At 62.4% G+C, this 15,668-nt stretch carries 8 protein-coding genes; 3 read left to right on the forward strand and 5 right to left on the reverse strand.

The features are described from left to right. Nucleotides 1–16 precede the first annotated feature (16 nt). The 4 genes from Q390_RS0109265 to Q390_RS18065 all read right to left on the reverse strand — a co-directional run bounded on the left by Q390_RS0109265 (nucleotide 17) and on the right by Q390_RS18065 (nucleotide 10,647). Nucleotides 17–841, reverse strand: a complete 825-nt coding sequence (locus Q390_RS0109265; protein WP_027995812.1) for an undecaprenyl-diphosphate phosphatase — start codon at nucleotides 839–841, stop codon at nucleotides 17–19. A 59-nt stretch (nucleotides 842–900) separates the two neighbouring features. Then, entirely contained in the window at nucleotides 901–9,144 is an 8,244-nt protein-coding gene (locus Q390_RS18060) for a GH36-type glycosyl hydrolase domain-containing protein (protein WP_051603148.1), read from the reverse strand. A 98-nt stretch (nucleotides 9,145–9,242) separates the two neighbouring features. Continuing rightward, nucleotides 9,243–9,440 carry a hypothetical protein gene (locus Q390_RS20170; protein ID WP_156949870.1) on the reverse strand — a complete coding sequence of 66 codons (198 nt, stop codon included), beginning with the start codon at nucleotides 9,438–9,440 and terminating at the stop codon, nucleotides 9,243–9,245. Nucleotides 9,441–9,963: 523 nt separating this feature from the next. Continuing rightward, a complete protein-coding gene (locus Q390_RS18065; protein WP_051603149.1) occupies nucleotides 9,964–10,647 on the reverse strand; it encodes an ABC transporter ATP-binding protein in 684 nt (227 codons plus the stop codon). Between the two features lie 95 nt (nucleotides 10,648–10,742). On the opposite strand from Q390_RS18065, the gene Q390_RS0109285 reads away from it, so the two are divergent. After that, nucleotides 10,743–11,045 carry a hypothetical protein gene (locus tag Q390_RS0109285; RefSeq protein WP_027995814.1) on the forward strand — a complete coding sequence of 101 codons (303 nt, stop codon included), beginning with the start codon at nucleotides 10,743–10,745 and terminating at the stop codon, nucleotides 11,043–11,045. A gap of 45 nt (nucleotides 11,046–11,090) precedes the next feature. On the opposite strand, the gene Q390_RS0109290 is transcribed toward Q390_RS0109285, so the two are convergent. Beyond that, complete coding sequence (locus tag Q390_RS0109290) at nucleotides 11,091–12,782, reverse strand: AMP-binding protein (RefSeq protein ID WP_027995815.1); 1,692 nt, start codon at nucleotides 12,780–12,782, stop codon at nucleotides 11,091–11,093. Between the two features lie 439 nt (nucleotides 12,783–13,221). On the opposite strand from Q390_RS0109290, the gene Q390_RS0109295 reads away from it, so the two are divergent. Together Q390_RS0109295 and Q390_RS0109300 are read left to right on the forward strand one after the other, a co-directional pair. Continuing rightward, a complete protein-coding gene (locus Q390_RS0109295; protein ID WP_027995816.1) occupies nucleotides 13,222–13,842 on the forward strand; it encodes a TRAP transporter small permease subunit in 621 nt (206 codons plus the stop codon). Nucleotides 13,843–13,855: 13 nt separating this feature from the next. After that, nucleotides 13,856–15,631, forward strand: a complete 1,776-nt coding sequence (locus tag Q390_RS0109300) for a TRAP transporter large permease (RefSeq protein ID WP_027995817.1) — start codon at nucleotides 13,856–13,858, stop codon at nucleotides 15,629–15,631. The last annotated feature ends 37 nt before the right edge of the window (nucleotides 15,632–15,668 follow it).

Below are 15,668 nucleotides of genomic sequence, written 5' to 3' on the forward strand. Positions count from 1 at the left end.
TTCATACGTGGGTTGATCAATCCGCCCAGCGCACCATGCCGGTCCAGGCGGTGAACAACACCACCACGCCAAACGCGATGCGATAGTAAGCAAAGGCGGCAAAACTGTGCGTGCTGATGTAGCGCAGCAGCCAGCGCACGCACAGCCAGGCACTCAGGAACGAAAACAGCAGGCCGACGGCAAACAGCGGCAGATCAGCGGCCGCCAGCAGGGCGCGTTCTTTGTACAAGCTGTAGACCCCGGCGCCAATCAGCGTCGGAATGGCGAGAAAGAACGAGTAGTCGGTAGCCGCCTTGCGCGACAGGCCCAGCACCATGCCGCCAATGATGGTGGCGCCGCTGCGGCTGGTACCGGGCACCATGGCCAGGCACTGCGCCAAGCCGACCTTGAGTGCATCCAGCACGGTCATATCTTCCACCTCCTGCACACGCACTGCCGTCGCCGGACGCCGCTCAGCCCACAAAATGATGAAGCCGCCCAGGATGAAAGTGCTGGCCACCACCACCGGCGTGAACAAATGCTCCTTGATGGCCTTGCCAAACAGCAGACCCAGCACCACGGCGGGCAAAAAGCCCACCAGCACATTCAGTGCAAAACGCTGCGCTTGGCGCTCGGTCGGCAGCGCTACCAGCGTGGCGCGGATTTTTTGCCAATACACCAGGATGACGGCAAAAATGGCGCCGGTCTGGATGGCGATATCAAACACCTTGGCCTTGGCATCGTCAAAGCCGAGCAGGGAGCCGGCCAAAATCAGGTGTCCGGTGGAAGAAATAGGCAAAAACTCGGTCAGACCTTCAACCACGCCCATGATGGCGGCCTTGACCAGCAAAACAATATCCACGCGTACCTCTGCTTGATGTCGATGAAAGGAGGTAATTATCCTTGCGCGCACAGCGCCAGCTAGGTCACCAGCGCAGCTTTCTCCCGTGTCGGCACCACGATCAGATAGCAGCTGTGGTTGCCCACCGTGTCCAGCGACAACCATTCATTGGTATGCCACTGAATAGCACCACGTGCCTGGGCTTGCGCCAGTGCCTCGGGCGCATCGGCAGCGCACACCATGAACTCATGCACTCGCCCGGCGCGCCGCAAGGTCACGTTGATGCTTGGCCAGTGCGACGGCAGGTGTGGACTGAAGCAGACCTGGTTATCGCGCACATGCAAGCCGCATATCGATTCGACCGCAGCGCGGTACATCCATGCCGCCGAGCCGGTATACCAACTCCAGCCACCGCGCCCGACATAAGGCGCGTGGGTATAGACATCGGCGGCCATGACGTAGGGCTCCAACCCATAGACCGGCCCCTGCAGCGGGTCAGCACTGCGGTGTGCGGCACTGAGCTGCGTGAAGGTGCGGTAGGCACCATCGCCATCGCCCAGACGGGCTTGGGCCATGAGCTTCCAGACGCCGCCATGGGAATACTGGCCACCGTTTTCGCGCACACCAGGTGGGTAGGCTTGAATGTAGCCAGCGTTTGGCGCCGCGTCTTGCAGCGGCGGATCCAGCAGGCGATTCAGACCGTGCACCTCGTCTACCAGCAGGTGCGCTGCGGACTCCATGGCCGTGCGCTGGTGCTCAGGGCTGGCTACATTCGCCAGCACGCTCCAAGCCTGCGCAATCAGGTCGATGCGGCACTCGGCGGCGCTGTGCGTGCCCAGGGGTGTACCGTCATCAAAAAAGGCCCGCTTAAACCATGCACCGTCCCAGCCTTCAGTGAGCAGCGCATTGCGCCAGCCCTGCACCGCCACGTCCCAGCGCACCGTGCGCTCCAAATCATCGCGTCCCAGCGCCAGTGGCATGAAGTCTTGCACCACCTGGCACAGGAACATACACAGCCACACCGATTCGCCGCGCCCCTGCTCGCCAACGCGGCTCATGCCGTCATTCCAGTCGCCACTGCCGATCAACGGCAGACCATGCACACCCACGGTCAAGCTACGCTCCAGAGTGCGCGCGCAGTGTTCATACAGGGTGGCCGATTGGATGCTGATCTGCGGCACGTAGTAAGCGTCCTGGGTGTCGGGTGGGATCGGCGCTCCTTCCAGAAAGGGCACTGCTTCGTCCAGCACCGCCGTGTCGCCGGTGATGTCGATGTAGCGCGCCGTGGCATAAGGTAGCCACAGCAGGTCGTCCGAGCAGTGCGTGCGCACCCCCGCCCCCGTAGGCTCGTGCCACCAATGCTGCACATCGCCCTCCTGAAACTGGCGCGACGCCGCCAGCAGCAGTTGCTGGCGCAGCAGGTGCGGCGCGGCCAGCGCCAGCGCCATGGTGTCCTGCAACTGGTCGCGAAAACCAAACGCCCCACCCGCTTGGTAAAAACCGGCGCGTGCCCACAAGCGACATGCCACCGTCTGGTAGAGCAGCCAGCGGTTGGTCAGGGCGTCAAACAGCGGGTCCGGCGTCTGCACCGTCACGGCCTCCAGCAATTCATTCCAGTGCGCCAGCACCGCACTTTCGCGTTCCTGGGCACTCTCCGCCAAACACATACTGGCCAATGCCAGTGCCTCCGCACGGGTAGCGCCATGGCCGAGGACAAAAACACATGCCGCTTGCCCGCCGCCCGGCACCAGGAGCTTGACGGAAGCCGCAGCACACGGATCCAGCCCGGCAATAGCCTGGGCGCCCAGATGGTCAGGGATGACCCGCTGGCCGCTGGGGTCAAACAGCTCGCGCCGGTCGCACGTCCAGTCTCGCAAATGGGCATCCGGCGCGCCTTCGCGCCACACCATCAGGAACGCCGTATTGCCCCCCATGGCACCCTGGTCATCAGACTGCGTGGCCAGCAGCACATCGCCCGCCAGAGCATCCCCACCGGGCGCTGGCACGGCGACAAAAGCCGCGCGCACCGATTGCCGGTCCAGACGCTGCGCCCCCATGACCCACTCCAGCAGACCGATGGCACGCAGGTTTACTGCGCGTCCGCCCTGGTTTTGCACGGCAATGCGCACCTGCTTGAGCGCCTGCGCGGCATCCACACACCAGGTGGCGCTGACCTCCAGATCGCCGCGCCGGTGGCGCAGCGTGGTACTGCCCTGGCGATGTTCGACGGTGTAGGCAGCATCGGCACAACCCGCCCCCGGCCCAATGTTCCAGATCTCACGCGTGCGCAGGTCCTGCAGCCAGAAGCATTCACCGCCGGTGTCGGCCACCGGGTCATTGGTCCAGACAGTGAGCTGGTTGAGCCGGCTGTTACCAGCCCAGCTGTAGCCGGCACCGGCCTCGGAGATATGCGCACCAAAACCGGCATTGGCCAACACATTGATCCACGGACGCGGCGGCCGGCAGGTGGGTGACACCTGAAAAGAATAGGCTCCGCTGGCCACATCAAATTGTCCTACCGCAGCACTGCCACTGGCGGCGGGGCGCAGCGGTGGAAATATCGACACGGCTTGCTCGGTCCGCGCACCCAGACTGTCGTCATGCCACTGCACCAGCTCGCCCACATGCGCGGACAGCGCTCGACCATCGGCGTGCAGATAAATGCGCGCCATCATGTTCAGGGCCACTTGCTCGGGTGGCGTGATGTCGGTGACATACAGCACATGCAGCCCACAGGCACGCGCCGGCGCGCTGCTCATGTCGCTGGCATAGCGCTCGCTCAGGGCACGCAATTCCAGTTGTACCGGCATCGAATAAGACCACGGCTCGGTATTGAGAATCACCAGATCGCACAGCACACCGCCCCAAGACCACAGGCGCAGCGCCTGCAGCAAAGAGCGCACTGGGCGCAAATCGTGCACCGCACCGACACTGATGATGATCAGCGGACGCTCGCCAGACAGCCCGAAACGCCACAGCACGCGTCGATCAAACACGGCATGGAACTGGTCCACGGCACTGTACGCAAAAGGCCGCGCGTGCAGCAAAGTCAACAGCGTGGTCAGGGTCTGGATGGCGTTGCGCTCTGCCAGGGTCAGGCCCAACTCACGCATCCGCACACTGGCAAAGGTGGCAGACATGATGGTGGAACGCTCGATCACAGCCGGCTGGCGGTAGCGATCAACCAGGGTTTCAAGTGCATCGCGGCTGCGCGCTACAGCGCTGGCCAGCGTGATCTGCACGCTGGCCAGCGCCGGAATGGTGATGCCCACGGACAACGAGGCCACTGGATCGAGTCCGGTGGCGCGCTCGGCTTTTTCTAGTCCGGCATCGTCGTAGTACGCCAACGGGTGCGCGGCGTCGTGGTTGCGCCCCAACCACAGAGCGCGGTCGGTCTGTGCCTGCACTTTGGTCAGGACATAGTTGGTGTGGGCAATGAAATGAACCGCGTGCAGCGGCTCCTGTCGCTCCAGATGGGGCTTACGCACAAAATACAGCGCCTGATTGGCGCTGTCCCATTCAGCGTGCACAAACAGGTTGGCAAATGCCGGGTGTGATTCATCAGCCCGTGCATCGAGCAAGGAAACCTCCCAAAGCGACAACACATCCAGCGTGATGGGCTGATCTGAAAGGTTCCATAACTCGACCTTGCGCAGTTCAATGTCATCCTCGGGACTGACCCATACCGTGCAGCAACTGCGCAGGTCAGGCCACTGGGCGTGCAGGCTGAGGTGGTCACTGTGAAAAGTGGCGCTGTAGTGGGCATGGGCATCGGGAGCCGGGTGCTGGGTCAGTGACACCGGCGTGGACGCAACGCCCGCCGAATGCCGCCGCAGATAAAAAAATGTACCGTAAGCATCGCGCAACGCATCATCGCGCCAGCGCGAGAGATCGGCACCCTCAAAGCGACTCCAGCCGGCCCCATTGGCACGCAGCGACACGCTGTAGCGGTTGTTGGACATCAGCAAGGTGGGCTGCAAGCCCTGCGCGCCGGGCAACGCATCGCGTGCAGCCGCCGCATCCGGCTGCTCAGGACGCCGCCGCCGCAGGGGTTCAGGGGCCACCAAGCGCGAAACCTCTCGCGGCACGCGCTCTTGCAACAAGAACTCGATCGCCTCCAGTCGTCCCTGGCCCATGGCCCAGCGCCGCGGCGCGCCACCGAGCAGCACATTGGCCAGTGCCACGATGGACATGCCTTGGTGGTGCGACATGAAGGTATCCACTCGGATAAAGGTGCTTCCTTCCACTTGCCGCTCGGGCGTGAAGTCCAGTGCCTCGATAAAACCCATTTCACCGCGCGCCTGCAGACGCTCCAACCAGCGCAGGTTTTCAGCGGCGCGGCCGGTATCAAACATGGCGGCCAGCACACTGGCGTAAGGCGCCACCACCAGCTCATCGGGCGGCGTGCGGCGCAAGGCCAGTCGCGGCACCCCCTGCGGAGCGTACTGGTAGGCCAACGTCTGGTCACTGGCAGCGTAAGCCGACTCGGAAATGCCCCAGGGCACGCGGTGCTGGCGCGCAAACGCCTGTTGCTCATCCACTGCCGTGCGCGCAGCACGCTCCAGCGCACTACCAACCGGCTCGGCCACCACCAGTGCCGGCATCAAATACTCGAACATCGAACCCGACCACGAGCGCAGGCCGACACGGCTGTCCATGGCATAGAAAGGCCGGCCCAGGGCTGCCCAGTGCGTCACCGGCACATCGCCCTTGGCAATGCCCCACAAGCTAGCCAAGCGTGCCTCAGAGGCCAGCAAGTCATAAAAACTTTTGTCCAGTTCAGCCCCATCCACCCGGTAACCAATATGAAACAGACGCCGGCGCGCGTCGTACAAAAAATCAAACTCCGGCTCCATGGCCCAGTGCTGCAGCTGGTCAGCCAGGCGCTGCACCCGTTGCAGGGACTCGCCTTGGCACAGCCCAGCAGGCCCGTTGATCAACTCTTGGCAGGCGCCCACCACGGCCACCAAGTGGCCGCACAAGTTGCCGCTGTCCACGGTAGAGACATACGCCGGGGCCAGCGTCTGCAGGGTTTGCGTGTCATACCAGTTCAAAAAATGCCCGCGGTGGCGCGCCAGCAGCGCCATGGTGGCGACGGTGTGCTCGCAGCGCTGCAAAAATTCCTCGGTTGTGATCCAGCCAAAGCGGCGTGCGCAGGCCACGGACAGCAGATACAGGCCCATATTGGTCGGCGAAGTCCGCTCGGCCACTATCTCATGGGGCGTCATTTGCACGTTATCAGGCGGCAAATGCCGGCTTTGCGGGCCAACGTGGCGGGAGAAAAATTCCCAGGTGTCGCGTGCCACACCGAGCAGGTATTCGCGGTCGCGAGTGCTGGGCACCGCATCACCACCGTACTGCCAAGCGCGGCTAGCCCACCAGATCCAGACTGGCGTGGCGGCCCACAGGGCACACACAGCCACCGCCAGCACCGGCCAGCGCGTCCCAGCCCACCACCAGAGCGCTCCTAGCAGGACAGCGGCCAGAGTGGGCGGCGCATGGCGCATCGCCAAGCCGGTCAGACCGGGTTGTGCGACCCGCTGCGCACTGGCAGCGGTCGTCCAGCGCAGCAAGCCGCGCCGACTGACCAGCGTGCGCCACAGGGCGGTAGTGATGGCCCCCATCAGCAACAGTCCTTGCTGCAGCAAAACCAGCAAACCAAATAAGGTACTGCCCAGCGCGCGGACCACATCGGCCAGTGCCTGGCGGTAAAAATGCTCCAGCGCCACATCATCTCGGCCCGGGGCCAGGCCAGCCAGAGCGCCCAGCAGCGGTCCGGCGCCCAGCGCCGCCACCACCAGTGCCAGTGCCAGCCCCGGTGACAGTGTGGCGCTGGCCAGACAGACTGCGATCAACGCCACCGACATCGGCGCCACCAGTGAGCGGCGCAGGTTGTCCAGCATCTTCCAGCGGTTGATGCCGGACAAATGGAAACTGCGCCAGCGCAGCAGCACCGGCCACAGCTGCCAGTCACCGCGTGTCCAGCGGTGAATCCGGGACGAGGCTACATCAGCGTGCATGGGCGCGTCTTCCATTAGCGTGATGTCTGTCACCACAGCGCAGCGCGCCAGCGCGCCTTCCAGCAAATCGTGGCTCAGGATTTGCTCTTGGGGCAGACGCCCGGACAACACCGCGTGCATGGCCGCGACGTGCAGCAACCCCTTGCCACTGAATGAGCCCTCGGCAAACACATCCTGATAAACCTCGGACGTGGCTGCACTGTAAGAGTCAATACCGCTTTGGCCGCCAAAGAACCAGTGAAACGGCGTTGCTGTTTGCGGGCTAGGCAGAGGCGTGGTGATGCGCGGCTGCAAGATGGTGTAGCCCGACAGCACCCGGCGGCGCAGCGTATCCAGGCAAGGTAGGTTCAAAGGGTGTGCCGCCACGCCCACCAGCGCGCGCAACGATCCAGGCGGCAGCACAGTATCACTGTCGAGGGTGACAACATACAGCGTGCCAGCAGCCGGGCGCGAATGCACGCCCAAATCGATAAAGGGCGAAGCAGAGGTGGGCTCAGCCAAAACGCCCAGCAACTGCTCCAACTTGCCACGCTTGCGCTCCCAGCCCATCCAGCACTGTTCAGAGTCCGACCAGATGCGCTCGCGGTGCAGGAGCAAAAAACGCCGCTCTGGTCTCCAGGCGGCGCTGGGTGTACCCGGTGCGCTGCGTGGGTAGCGGGCTTCCAGCGCGTCCAGCGCAGCCAGGGTCTGCGCCACCAGGGCCGTATCGCCCTCCCTATGGGCCGCTTGGGCATCGGCGAAATCGGTTAACAAGGCAAACTGCGCCTGATCCTCAGGGTTGGCCAAGAAGTGCAACTCCAGCTGACGCACCAAACCGGACATGGTGGCAGGGTCGGTCAACATGGCAGGCACCACGACCAGCACGCGGTGCTGCGGTGGTATCCCAGCGGCCAGCGCCAGACGTGGCAGGCGCTGGGGCTCCACAGACTCACTGATCAAGCGGTGCAGCACTGCAATCACGGCCTCGCTGGCTGGCCAAACCGCCAGGAACGCTAGCACCCACAGCCCGGGCCAGGACGCACCGGGCAGCTCGTTTTGCGCCACAAACCAGGCGGTCAGGCCAATGCTGCCGACCGCCAGGACACTCAGATACGCCGGCGCAATAAAACGCTGCAGGCGACTGCGCCACGGCAGCAGGCGCCCCGACGCTCCCAGCACCTGCAACAACTGCGGCAAACCCGGTCCGTGCAGCCAATACCCTGGTGCTTGGCGTTTCTCATCGAGCAGCACCGGACAACAGGCAGACGCTTCCTGCCCGCAGGACTCGATCAGCTTCAGTACCGCGCGGGCAATCGACAATTCGCTCAGCCCGGTACGCCGCCCCAATTTCTCGATCGCATGCAGGCTGACGTCCTGGGTGTCTTCACGTTCAGCACAAAAAATGGCACTGTCCTGCAACTGACGTATCAGCAAACTACAGCGCGAGATCAGGCCACGCCAGTCCGCATCCCCCAACAATCGCAGCGAGGTAATGGCATTGCGTACGCTCAGGGCATCAGCGGCCTGGGCGGTATGCTCCTGAATTTGTGCCGTGGCCGGATCTGGCAGCACCTCGGCCAGTGTCTTTTGCATCTCTTGCAGCGTGGCCGTCGAGACCCCGGCGGGCTGGGCGCCCTGCGCGGCCAGATCGGTGCGCAGGCGCTGCAATACCTGCAAAGCAAAAACCTGCTCGACACCGCGCAGCGCCATGCTTTCCAGCAGCGAGGCCAGCGCGGGTTCAGGCTGACCACTGATTTTCAAGGCATCGCACCAGACGTTGGCACCGGCATGGGCTGCCCGGGCGGTGGCCACACGCTCGGACAGGCGGCGCAGGTTTTCGATCAACACCATGCGCAAGGTGGTGGGCAAGGCCCACAACTCACCCAGCGTCAACTCACGCGTATCTTGGTAGGCACGCAAAAAATCGGCCAGCAAATCTTCATCAAAGGCGCTGTCGGTATGCGCGACAAAAGCCCAGGCCACGCCGTAAATGCGCGGCAGGCCCGCCAGATGGGCTTCCAGCAGCACCGGCAAATCACGAAAGTAGCTCCGCGGCAAGCCATCATGGATCTCTTTGACCTGCGCCATCACCACATAAAAATTGTCGAGTAGCCATTCACCTGCCGGGCCGATGTGGTGACCGGCGGCATCGCGCTGGGCTATGGCGTCGTGCGCCTCGCGCAAGACGCGGATGTTGTCGCGCAGGCGCGGAAAAAATGGCGCCATCCGCCCATGGACACGCGCTTGGTGTGCCTGCGCCAAGCTGGCGCCATGCTGGGCAAAACGCGCACTGCCAAAGATCTCGGCACGTATCGGTGCCTCCACGGCCCCTCGTATCGGGTCTAAAAGCGCGGGACTTGCCGGCTTGGCAGACGGAGTGCGCTGAAAAACGGACATTCCCATCTTTGGCTACAGCACATCACTCACCAGCCGCTGGCGACGACCAGTACGACAGCAAGCGCGATTGTGGTTACAAAACGCTGCGCCAAAAACCCATGTGCCGCCTCGGCAACGCACCCCAAACGGTACCAAGAGCCACGGGCCAACCTGCATTGCTGCAGGTGACTGGACATCTGGGCCATATGCAAAGAGACAAAACGGGGAACGGGACGATCTGACATGGGGGCCTCCTTAAAGAACAAAACAGACAACTTCTTGCATCCGAAAACCTGTTCCAAAGGAAACAGGAAACGGCAGAAAGCGCCTCAACAACGACAGTTTTTTGCTTGTTCAACCTTCCCAGCCGCCGGCAGGGTTCCGAGACGGCGCTCTCAAACAGCGGTAAAGCAAAAAACGAACAGCTGCAGCCGATACATACACAGCGCTGACGATCAGGATGCGGGATGCAGGAGTCGTGCCAGTCCATGCTAGGGCGGGGCACACGCCTCGTCTGTCAGACAACGCCCCTCAAGACAGGGCGGGCGAGCGCAGCAGCGTACCGCCCGCAGGCGTCCGCCTTTCTACCGAAATTTGCCCATGGGCAGCCGATGGTGGCGCCCAGCTGCGCTATTGAAAAATGAGCTTAAAGCGCTTTTATTAATTGTATTTCAGGCATATTAATAGCTGAAATCCAATAAAAATAAGCGCCTTAAGCTATGTATTAAATAGCATCCACTGTGTCATCAGCTGTCAATCAGCGGTCTCTCAACCACCGAGCGTGTCAGAGCCGGCGCTGTTTTCATCGGGCAAATCCAGTACCACGGCCCAAGGCACGCCGCGCAATGCCTCGTAATGCGCCACCAGCACGCAACGCCCGGCCGGTGCGACTGCCAGAGCAGCCAGCGCGCACTCTAGGTAGGCAATGGACGGACGGTCCAATCCGGCCAGCGGCTCATCGATCAAGGTCAACGCAGCACCACTGGCCAAGCCCGCTGCCAGAATCACCTTGCGCTGGCTGCCGCTGGAGAGCTGGTACATCGGCTTGTCCAGATGCGCCTCCAGACCCAGGCCCTGCACATGCCCGGCCAGCGCCGACGCCTGCCAGCCGCTGTGGCGCGCCGGCAAGCTGTGCCACCAGTCGCGCGCGCTGATCTGGTGCAGCGCATCCGAGCGCGGGTCGTGCCAGAACACCTGCGCGCGATAGGCCTCGGGGGCGCTGCCCAGCGCCGTGCCTGCCAGCACCAAGGCCCCCTGCTCTGCACCCAGTTCCCCGGCCAGCAAGCGCAGCAGCGTGGTCTTGCCGCTGCCATCCCCCCCACGCACCAGCCCCACGCCAGCGGGAATGCGCGCGCTCCAATGTTGAAACAGCGCGCGCTGCGGGTAGCTGAAATGCAGGTGATCCACCTGTAAAAGAGTAGCGGAGGCGGCGGAGGCAGGTAACGTGTCCATGGGTTTCCTGTGGTTTGAAGGGGCAGCAGCGCAGCCAGGTTTGCAGGACAATGCCGCCCTCCTCTTTCCCGAGCGGCACTTTCCGCCCACGCGCCATGGCCACGACATTGCACTACCTCGATTTTGACTACAGCGAAGACGCCGCCGGCTGTGGCACTTGGGATGCCATGGCCTCGGTGCGACCGGCGCAAATGGACGCCTTACTGGCGGAAGTGGCGCTGGTGCTGCACTGGGCGCAAGGCGAGTTTGCCGATGGCCACGGCCCACTGGACGACGGCGGTGAGTGGGATCACGACTTGCAGGAAGCGCATGAAGCGGGCCGCTACACCCTCACCCTGACGATCAGCGGTACGCCCGCCTTTGGCGCCGCTTGGCACGCACAGTTCGGCGGCGATTGACGCTCGCGCTAGGCAGTCCGTCCCCAACAGCTGCCGCCAGCGACGCTACAGATCGACCCAGACCACCGGCTGTCTCAAGGCCTCCCACTCCTCGTAATGGGTGGCATAGAGCGCATCGATGCGGTTGCGCTTGATCTTGAAGGTGGGCGTGATGAGGTCGTTGTCCACCGTCCAGGCATGGCTGACGACAACGATGCAGGCCAGCTGCTCATGCGGGTCCAGCGAACGGTTGATGTCGGCCAGGTGCTGCGCCAAAGAGGCCTCTAGTTCAACGCGACCGGCCGGATCAGCGGTGCGCGCTACGGCCGCCGCGCTGAGCATGACCAAGCCCAGCGGGCGGCTCAAATTGGCTCCAGCCACCACGCAGGCCTCGATGGCGGCATGGGCGCCCAACTTGTCTTCAATCGGCGCCGGCGCCACATATTTACCCTTGTCGGTTTTAAACAGGTCTTTCAGGCGCCCGGTGATATGCAGACAGCCTTGGGCATCGATGCGGCCCTCGTCACCGGTGCGCAGCCAGCCATCGGCGGTGAAGGCTTCGCGGGTTTTTTCCGGGTCCTTGTAATAGCCCAGCATCAGCGCCGCGTTGCGCATCTGGATTTCACCGGTCTGGGGATCGATGCGGTGCTCTACGCCGTCATAGACCGGGCCCACGCTGCCTTGCTGGTTCTGGCCCGGCACCGTCAGGTGCGAGATGGCCAAGTTCTCGGTCATGCCATAGCCTTCGCCAATATCCAGACCCAGCCGGCTGTACCACTGCAGCAGCGCCAGCGGCATGGGGGCAGCACCACCGGCGGCAAAGCGGCACTGGTCCAGTCCCAAAGTTTTTTTGATCTTGTGCCGCACCAGACCGGCCACCAACGGAATCGACAGCAACAGAGACAGCCGACCAGCCGGAATTTTCTGCAAAATGGCCTGCTGGAATTTGACCCACAAACGCGGCACCGAAAAAAAGATCGTCGGCCGTGCGCGCTGCAGATCGGCGGTAAAGGTGTCGATCGAATCGGCAAAGTACACCTGCAGACCAGCATACAGCCAGCCATGCTCGACCAGCACCCGCTCAACCACATGCGCCAGCGGCAGGTACGACAGCATCCGGTCTTCGGGACCCAGGGTCACGCGCTTGGCGCCGGTGTCGATAGCCCAAGCCAGATTGCCAAAGCTGTGCATCACGCCCTTGGGTTGTCCCGTGGTGCCCGAGGTGTAGATCAGCGTGGCCAGCTCATCAGCACCGCGCACCACCTCGCCCGGCAGCGGCGCAGTGCGTGCGCAGATGGCATCCCAGCCGTCGTAATCCCGCAGGGCATCGGCGGGTGACACCGGATAGCTGATGCACGGCATGCCGGACGGCACACCCGGCTTCATGCCCGGCCAGTCATCGAGCTTGCCGACAAAGCAGGCACGCGCCTCGCTGTGCTCCAGGATATGCGCCACGGTGTCATGCGACAGCGTCGGGTACAACGGCACCGAGACATGGCCGGCCATCCAGATGGCCAGATCACTCATCATCCACCAAGCACAATTTTTGGACAGGATCGCCACTCGGGAACCCGGCTCCCAGCCCTGGGCCTGCAGGTGCGCTGCCATGCGCTGCACCTGGTCGATGAGTTGCGCCCAGGTGTATTCCTGCAATACCCCCGCCCCCAGGGGCTGGGTCAGCGCAACCCGGTCACGGGCTTTTTTGCCCCAGGCATACAAACGCTGCAAAGCCAGCGTGTCAGGTGAAACAGGACCCATGAGCTGCCTCCTGCGGTAGTAAGGAGAGTGCGCAGCGTCCCACGCATGGAGCAGGGATGCTGCGCTGCACGACCCCGCACAGCCAAGTGCGGGCTGCAACCCAGTATAGGAGTGCATGCGCTGCACAGGGCGCTGTCTGCGGCGCACTACGGGCAAACACCAACGCTGCACCAGACGCCAGAATCGCCCTCAAGACAGGATTTAAATCCAGGACAAAATGCCGATAAACGTCACCAGATATTATCTTAATGCTATTTTTTCAATAGCAAAAAAGCATCTCTAATGCAGGGTGAACACCGTCACGCAATCGTCAGAATAGGACTACAGTGCTTCGTAAAATCTTGCAGCCCCAGTGCCCCTGCGGCTGCCTGCTCTACCCGGGCAGATGGGCGGCCAACGCCGCTCTTTTTTGTTACCCATAAGGTTTTTTGGAGACAACATGCAGGCCTTACTCAAATTCTCGCGAGGTATCGACTGGCTTAACAGCCTGGTCGGCAAATACGTCATCTGGCTCATCCTGGCCTCGACCGTTATCAGCGGCGTCAACGCCATCGTGCGCAAGGCGTTCAACTACAGCTCCAATGGTTTTCTGGAGGTGCAGTGGTACCTGTTTGCCGCTGCCTTCCTGCTCGCCGCCGGCTACACCTTGCTGCAGGGCGAGCATGTCCGGGTGGACGTGGTGGCCAGTCGCCTGTCCAAGCGTGCGCAAATCTGGATCGACGTTTTTGGCTTTGTCTTCTTCCTGACCCCGGTGTGCCTGGTGATTCTCTGGTACGGCATCCCGTTCTTTATCCAAGGTTACACCTCGAACGAAATGTCGAGCAACGCCGGTGGCCTGATCCGCTGGCCGGTGTACCTGATGATGCCGCTGGGTTTTGGTCTGCTGCTGCTGCAAAGCCTCTCTGAACTGATCAAGCGCCTGGCTTTTCTGCAAGGGCTGATAGACGACCCCACGGCGAAAAAAGCAGAAAAATCGGCCGAAGAAGAACTCGCCGAATCCATCCGCCGCCTGGCCGAAGCGGCCAAAGGCCACGACACCAGCGCCGCCAAGGCCGACTGAGCAGAGACACACCATGGAATTTTTTACCACCAACCTCGCGCCGATCATGTTCGGCGGGCTCATGGTCTTTTTGCTGCTGGGTTTTCCGGTGGCGTTCAGCCTGGGCGCCTGCGGCCTGTTCTTCGGCTTCGTCGGCATTGAGCTGGGCGTACTGCCCCAGGCACTGCTGCAAGCGCTGCCGCTGCGCATCTTCGGCATCATGCAGAACGACACCCTGCTGGCCATTCCCTTCTTCACGCTGATGGGTCTGATCCTGGAGCGCAGCGGCATGGCTGAAGACCTGCTTGACACCATCGGCCAACTGTTTGGCCCGGTGCGCGGCGGGCTGGCGCTGGCGGTGATTTTTGTCGGCGCGCTGCTGGCGGCGACTACCGGCGTGGTGGCGGCTTCGGTGATTTCGATGGGTCTGATTTCGCTGCCGATCATGCTGCGCTACGGCTACGACCGGCGCATTGCCACCGGGGTGATTGCCGCATCGGGCACCTTGGCGCAGATCATTCCGCCGTCGCTGGTGCTGATCATCTTGGCCGACCAGCTGGGCCGCAGCGTCGGTGATATGTACAAAGGCGCATTTTTGCCCGGCTTTATCCTGACCGGTTTTTACGCGTCCTACATCTTTTTGCTGGCGATTTTCAAGCCCGCGTGGGTGCCGGCGCTGCCGCCCGAGGCGCGCACTATCCGCGAAGACAACGGCCAAAGCGGCCTGCCCTCACTGCTGATCTTGACCATCGTCTCGGTCGGTGCCTCGCTGTTTTTTGCCCACCATATCGTTGACGTGCACAGCTGGTGGACTGGCGAAGCGGTAGAAAAAGTCGCCAAAGACGAAACCATCGTGGTGTCGATGTGCGTCGGCGTCTTTCTGGCATTTTTGCTGGCGATGTTCAACAAAATCACCCGCATGGGCCTGCTCTCGCGCATGGCCGAACGCGTCACCTTTGTGCTGATTCCGCCGTTGCTGCTGATTTTCTTGGTGCTGGGCACCATCTTTTTGGGTGTGGCGACGCCGACCGAAGGCGGCGCCATGGGCGCGCTGGGCGCCTTCATCATGGCCATGGTGCGCGGGCGTTTGAGCTTTGCGCTGCTCAAGCAGGCGCTCAATACCACCACCAAGCTGTCGTGCTTTGTGGTGTTCATCCTGATCGGCTCGACCATTTTCAGCTTGGTGTTCCAAGGCGTTGATGGTCCGCGCTGGGTCGAGCACCTGCTGAGCAATCTGCCCGGTGGCCAGATGGGCTTTTTGATCCTGGTGAACGTCATGGTGTTCTTCCTGGCGTTCTTCTTGGACTTCTTTGAACTGTCGTTCATCGTCGTGCCGCTGCTGGCACCGGTGGCCGAAAAGCTCGGCATCGACCTGGTGTGGTTTGGCGTGCTGTTGGCCGTGAACATGCAGACCTCGTTCATGCACCCGCCGTTTGGTTTTGCGCTGTTCTATCTGCGCAGTGTCGCGCCGGTGGTGGCCTACACCGACCGGGTGACGAAAAAGCTCATCCAGCCCATCACCACGTTGCAGATCTACTGGGGCGCCATCCCCTTCGTATTCATCCAGATCATCATGGTCGGGCTGATCATCGGCTTCCCCGGCATTGTCTCCAGTGGCCTGGACAAGCCCGAGGTGTATGACATGGACAAGATTCGCCAGCAGATGGAATCGGACATGGTGACGCCCGAACTGCCGGAGCCGTCCTCCGAACAGTCCCCCGAAGACAGTAGCGCTCCGCCCGAGCCAGGCGCCACAGAGGAAGACCCTTTGAAGGCCATGCAGGAAGCCGTGGAAGGCGAGAAAAAATAGCCTTGTACTGCTGCGCAGCTTGGGCTGTCAAAAATTA

Source organism: Simplicispira psychrophila DSM 11588, from assembly GCF_000688255.1.
Taxonomy (GTDB): Bacteria; Pseudomonadota; Gammaproteobacteria; order Burkholderiales; family Burkholderiaceae_C; genus Simplicispira; species Simplicispira psychrophila.

Bases quoted from the DNA above. Each gene is read 5' to 3' on its own strand.
- Q390_RS0109290 (WP_027995815.1), bottom strand. From the start codon at position 12,782: ATGGGTCCTGTTTCACCTGACACGCTGGCTTTGCAGCGTTTGTATGCC.
- Q390_RS18065 (WP_051603149.1), bottom strand. From the start codon at position 10,647: ATGGACACGTTACCTGCCTCCGCCGCCTCCGCTACTCTTTTACAGGTG.
- Q390_RS0109285 (WP_027995814.1), top strand. From the start codon at position 10,743: ATGGCCACGACATTGCACTACCTCGATTTTGACTACAGCGAAGACGCC.
- Q390_RS0109295 (WP_027995816.1), top strand. From the start codon at position 13,222: ATGCAGGCCTTACTCAAATTCTCGCGAGGTATCGACTGGCTTAACAGC.
- Q390_RS20170 (WP_156949870.1), bottom strand. From the start codon at position 9,440: ATGTCAGATCGTCCCGTTCCCCGTTTTGTCTCTTTGCATATGGCCCAG.
- Q390_RS0109300 (WP_027995817.1), top strand. From the start codon at position 13,856: ATGGAATTTTTTACCACCAACCTCGCGCCGATCATGTTCGGCGGGCTC.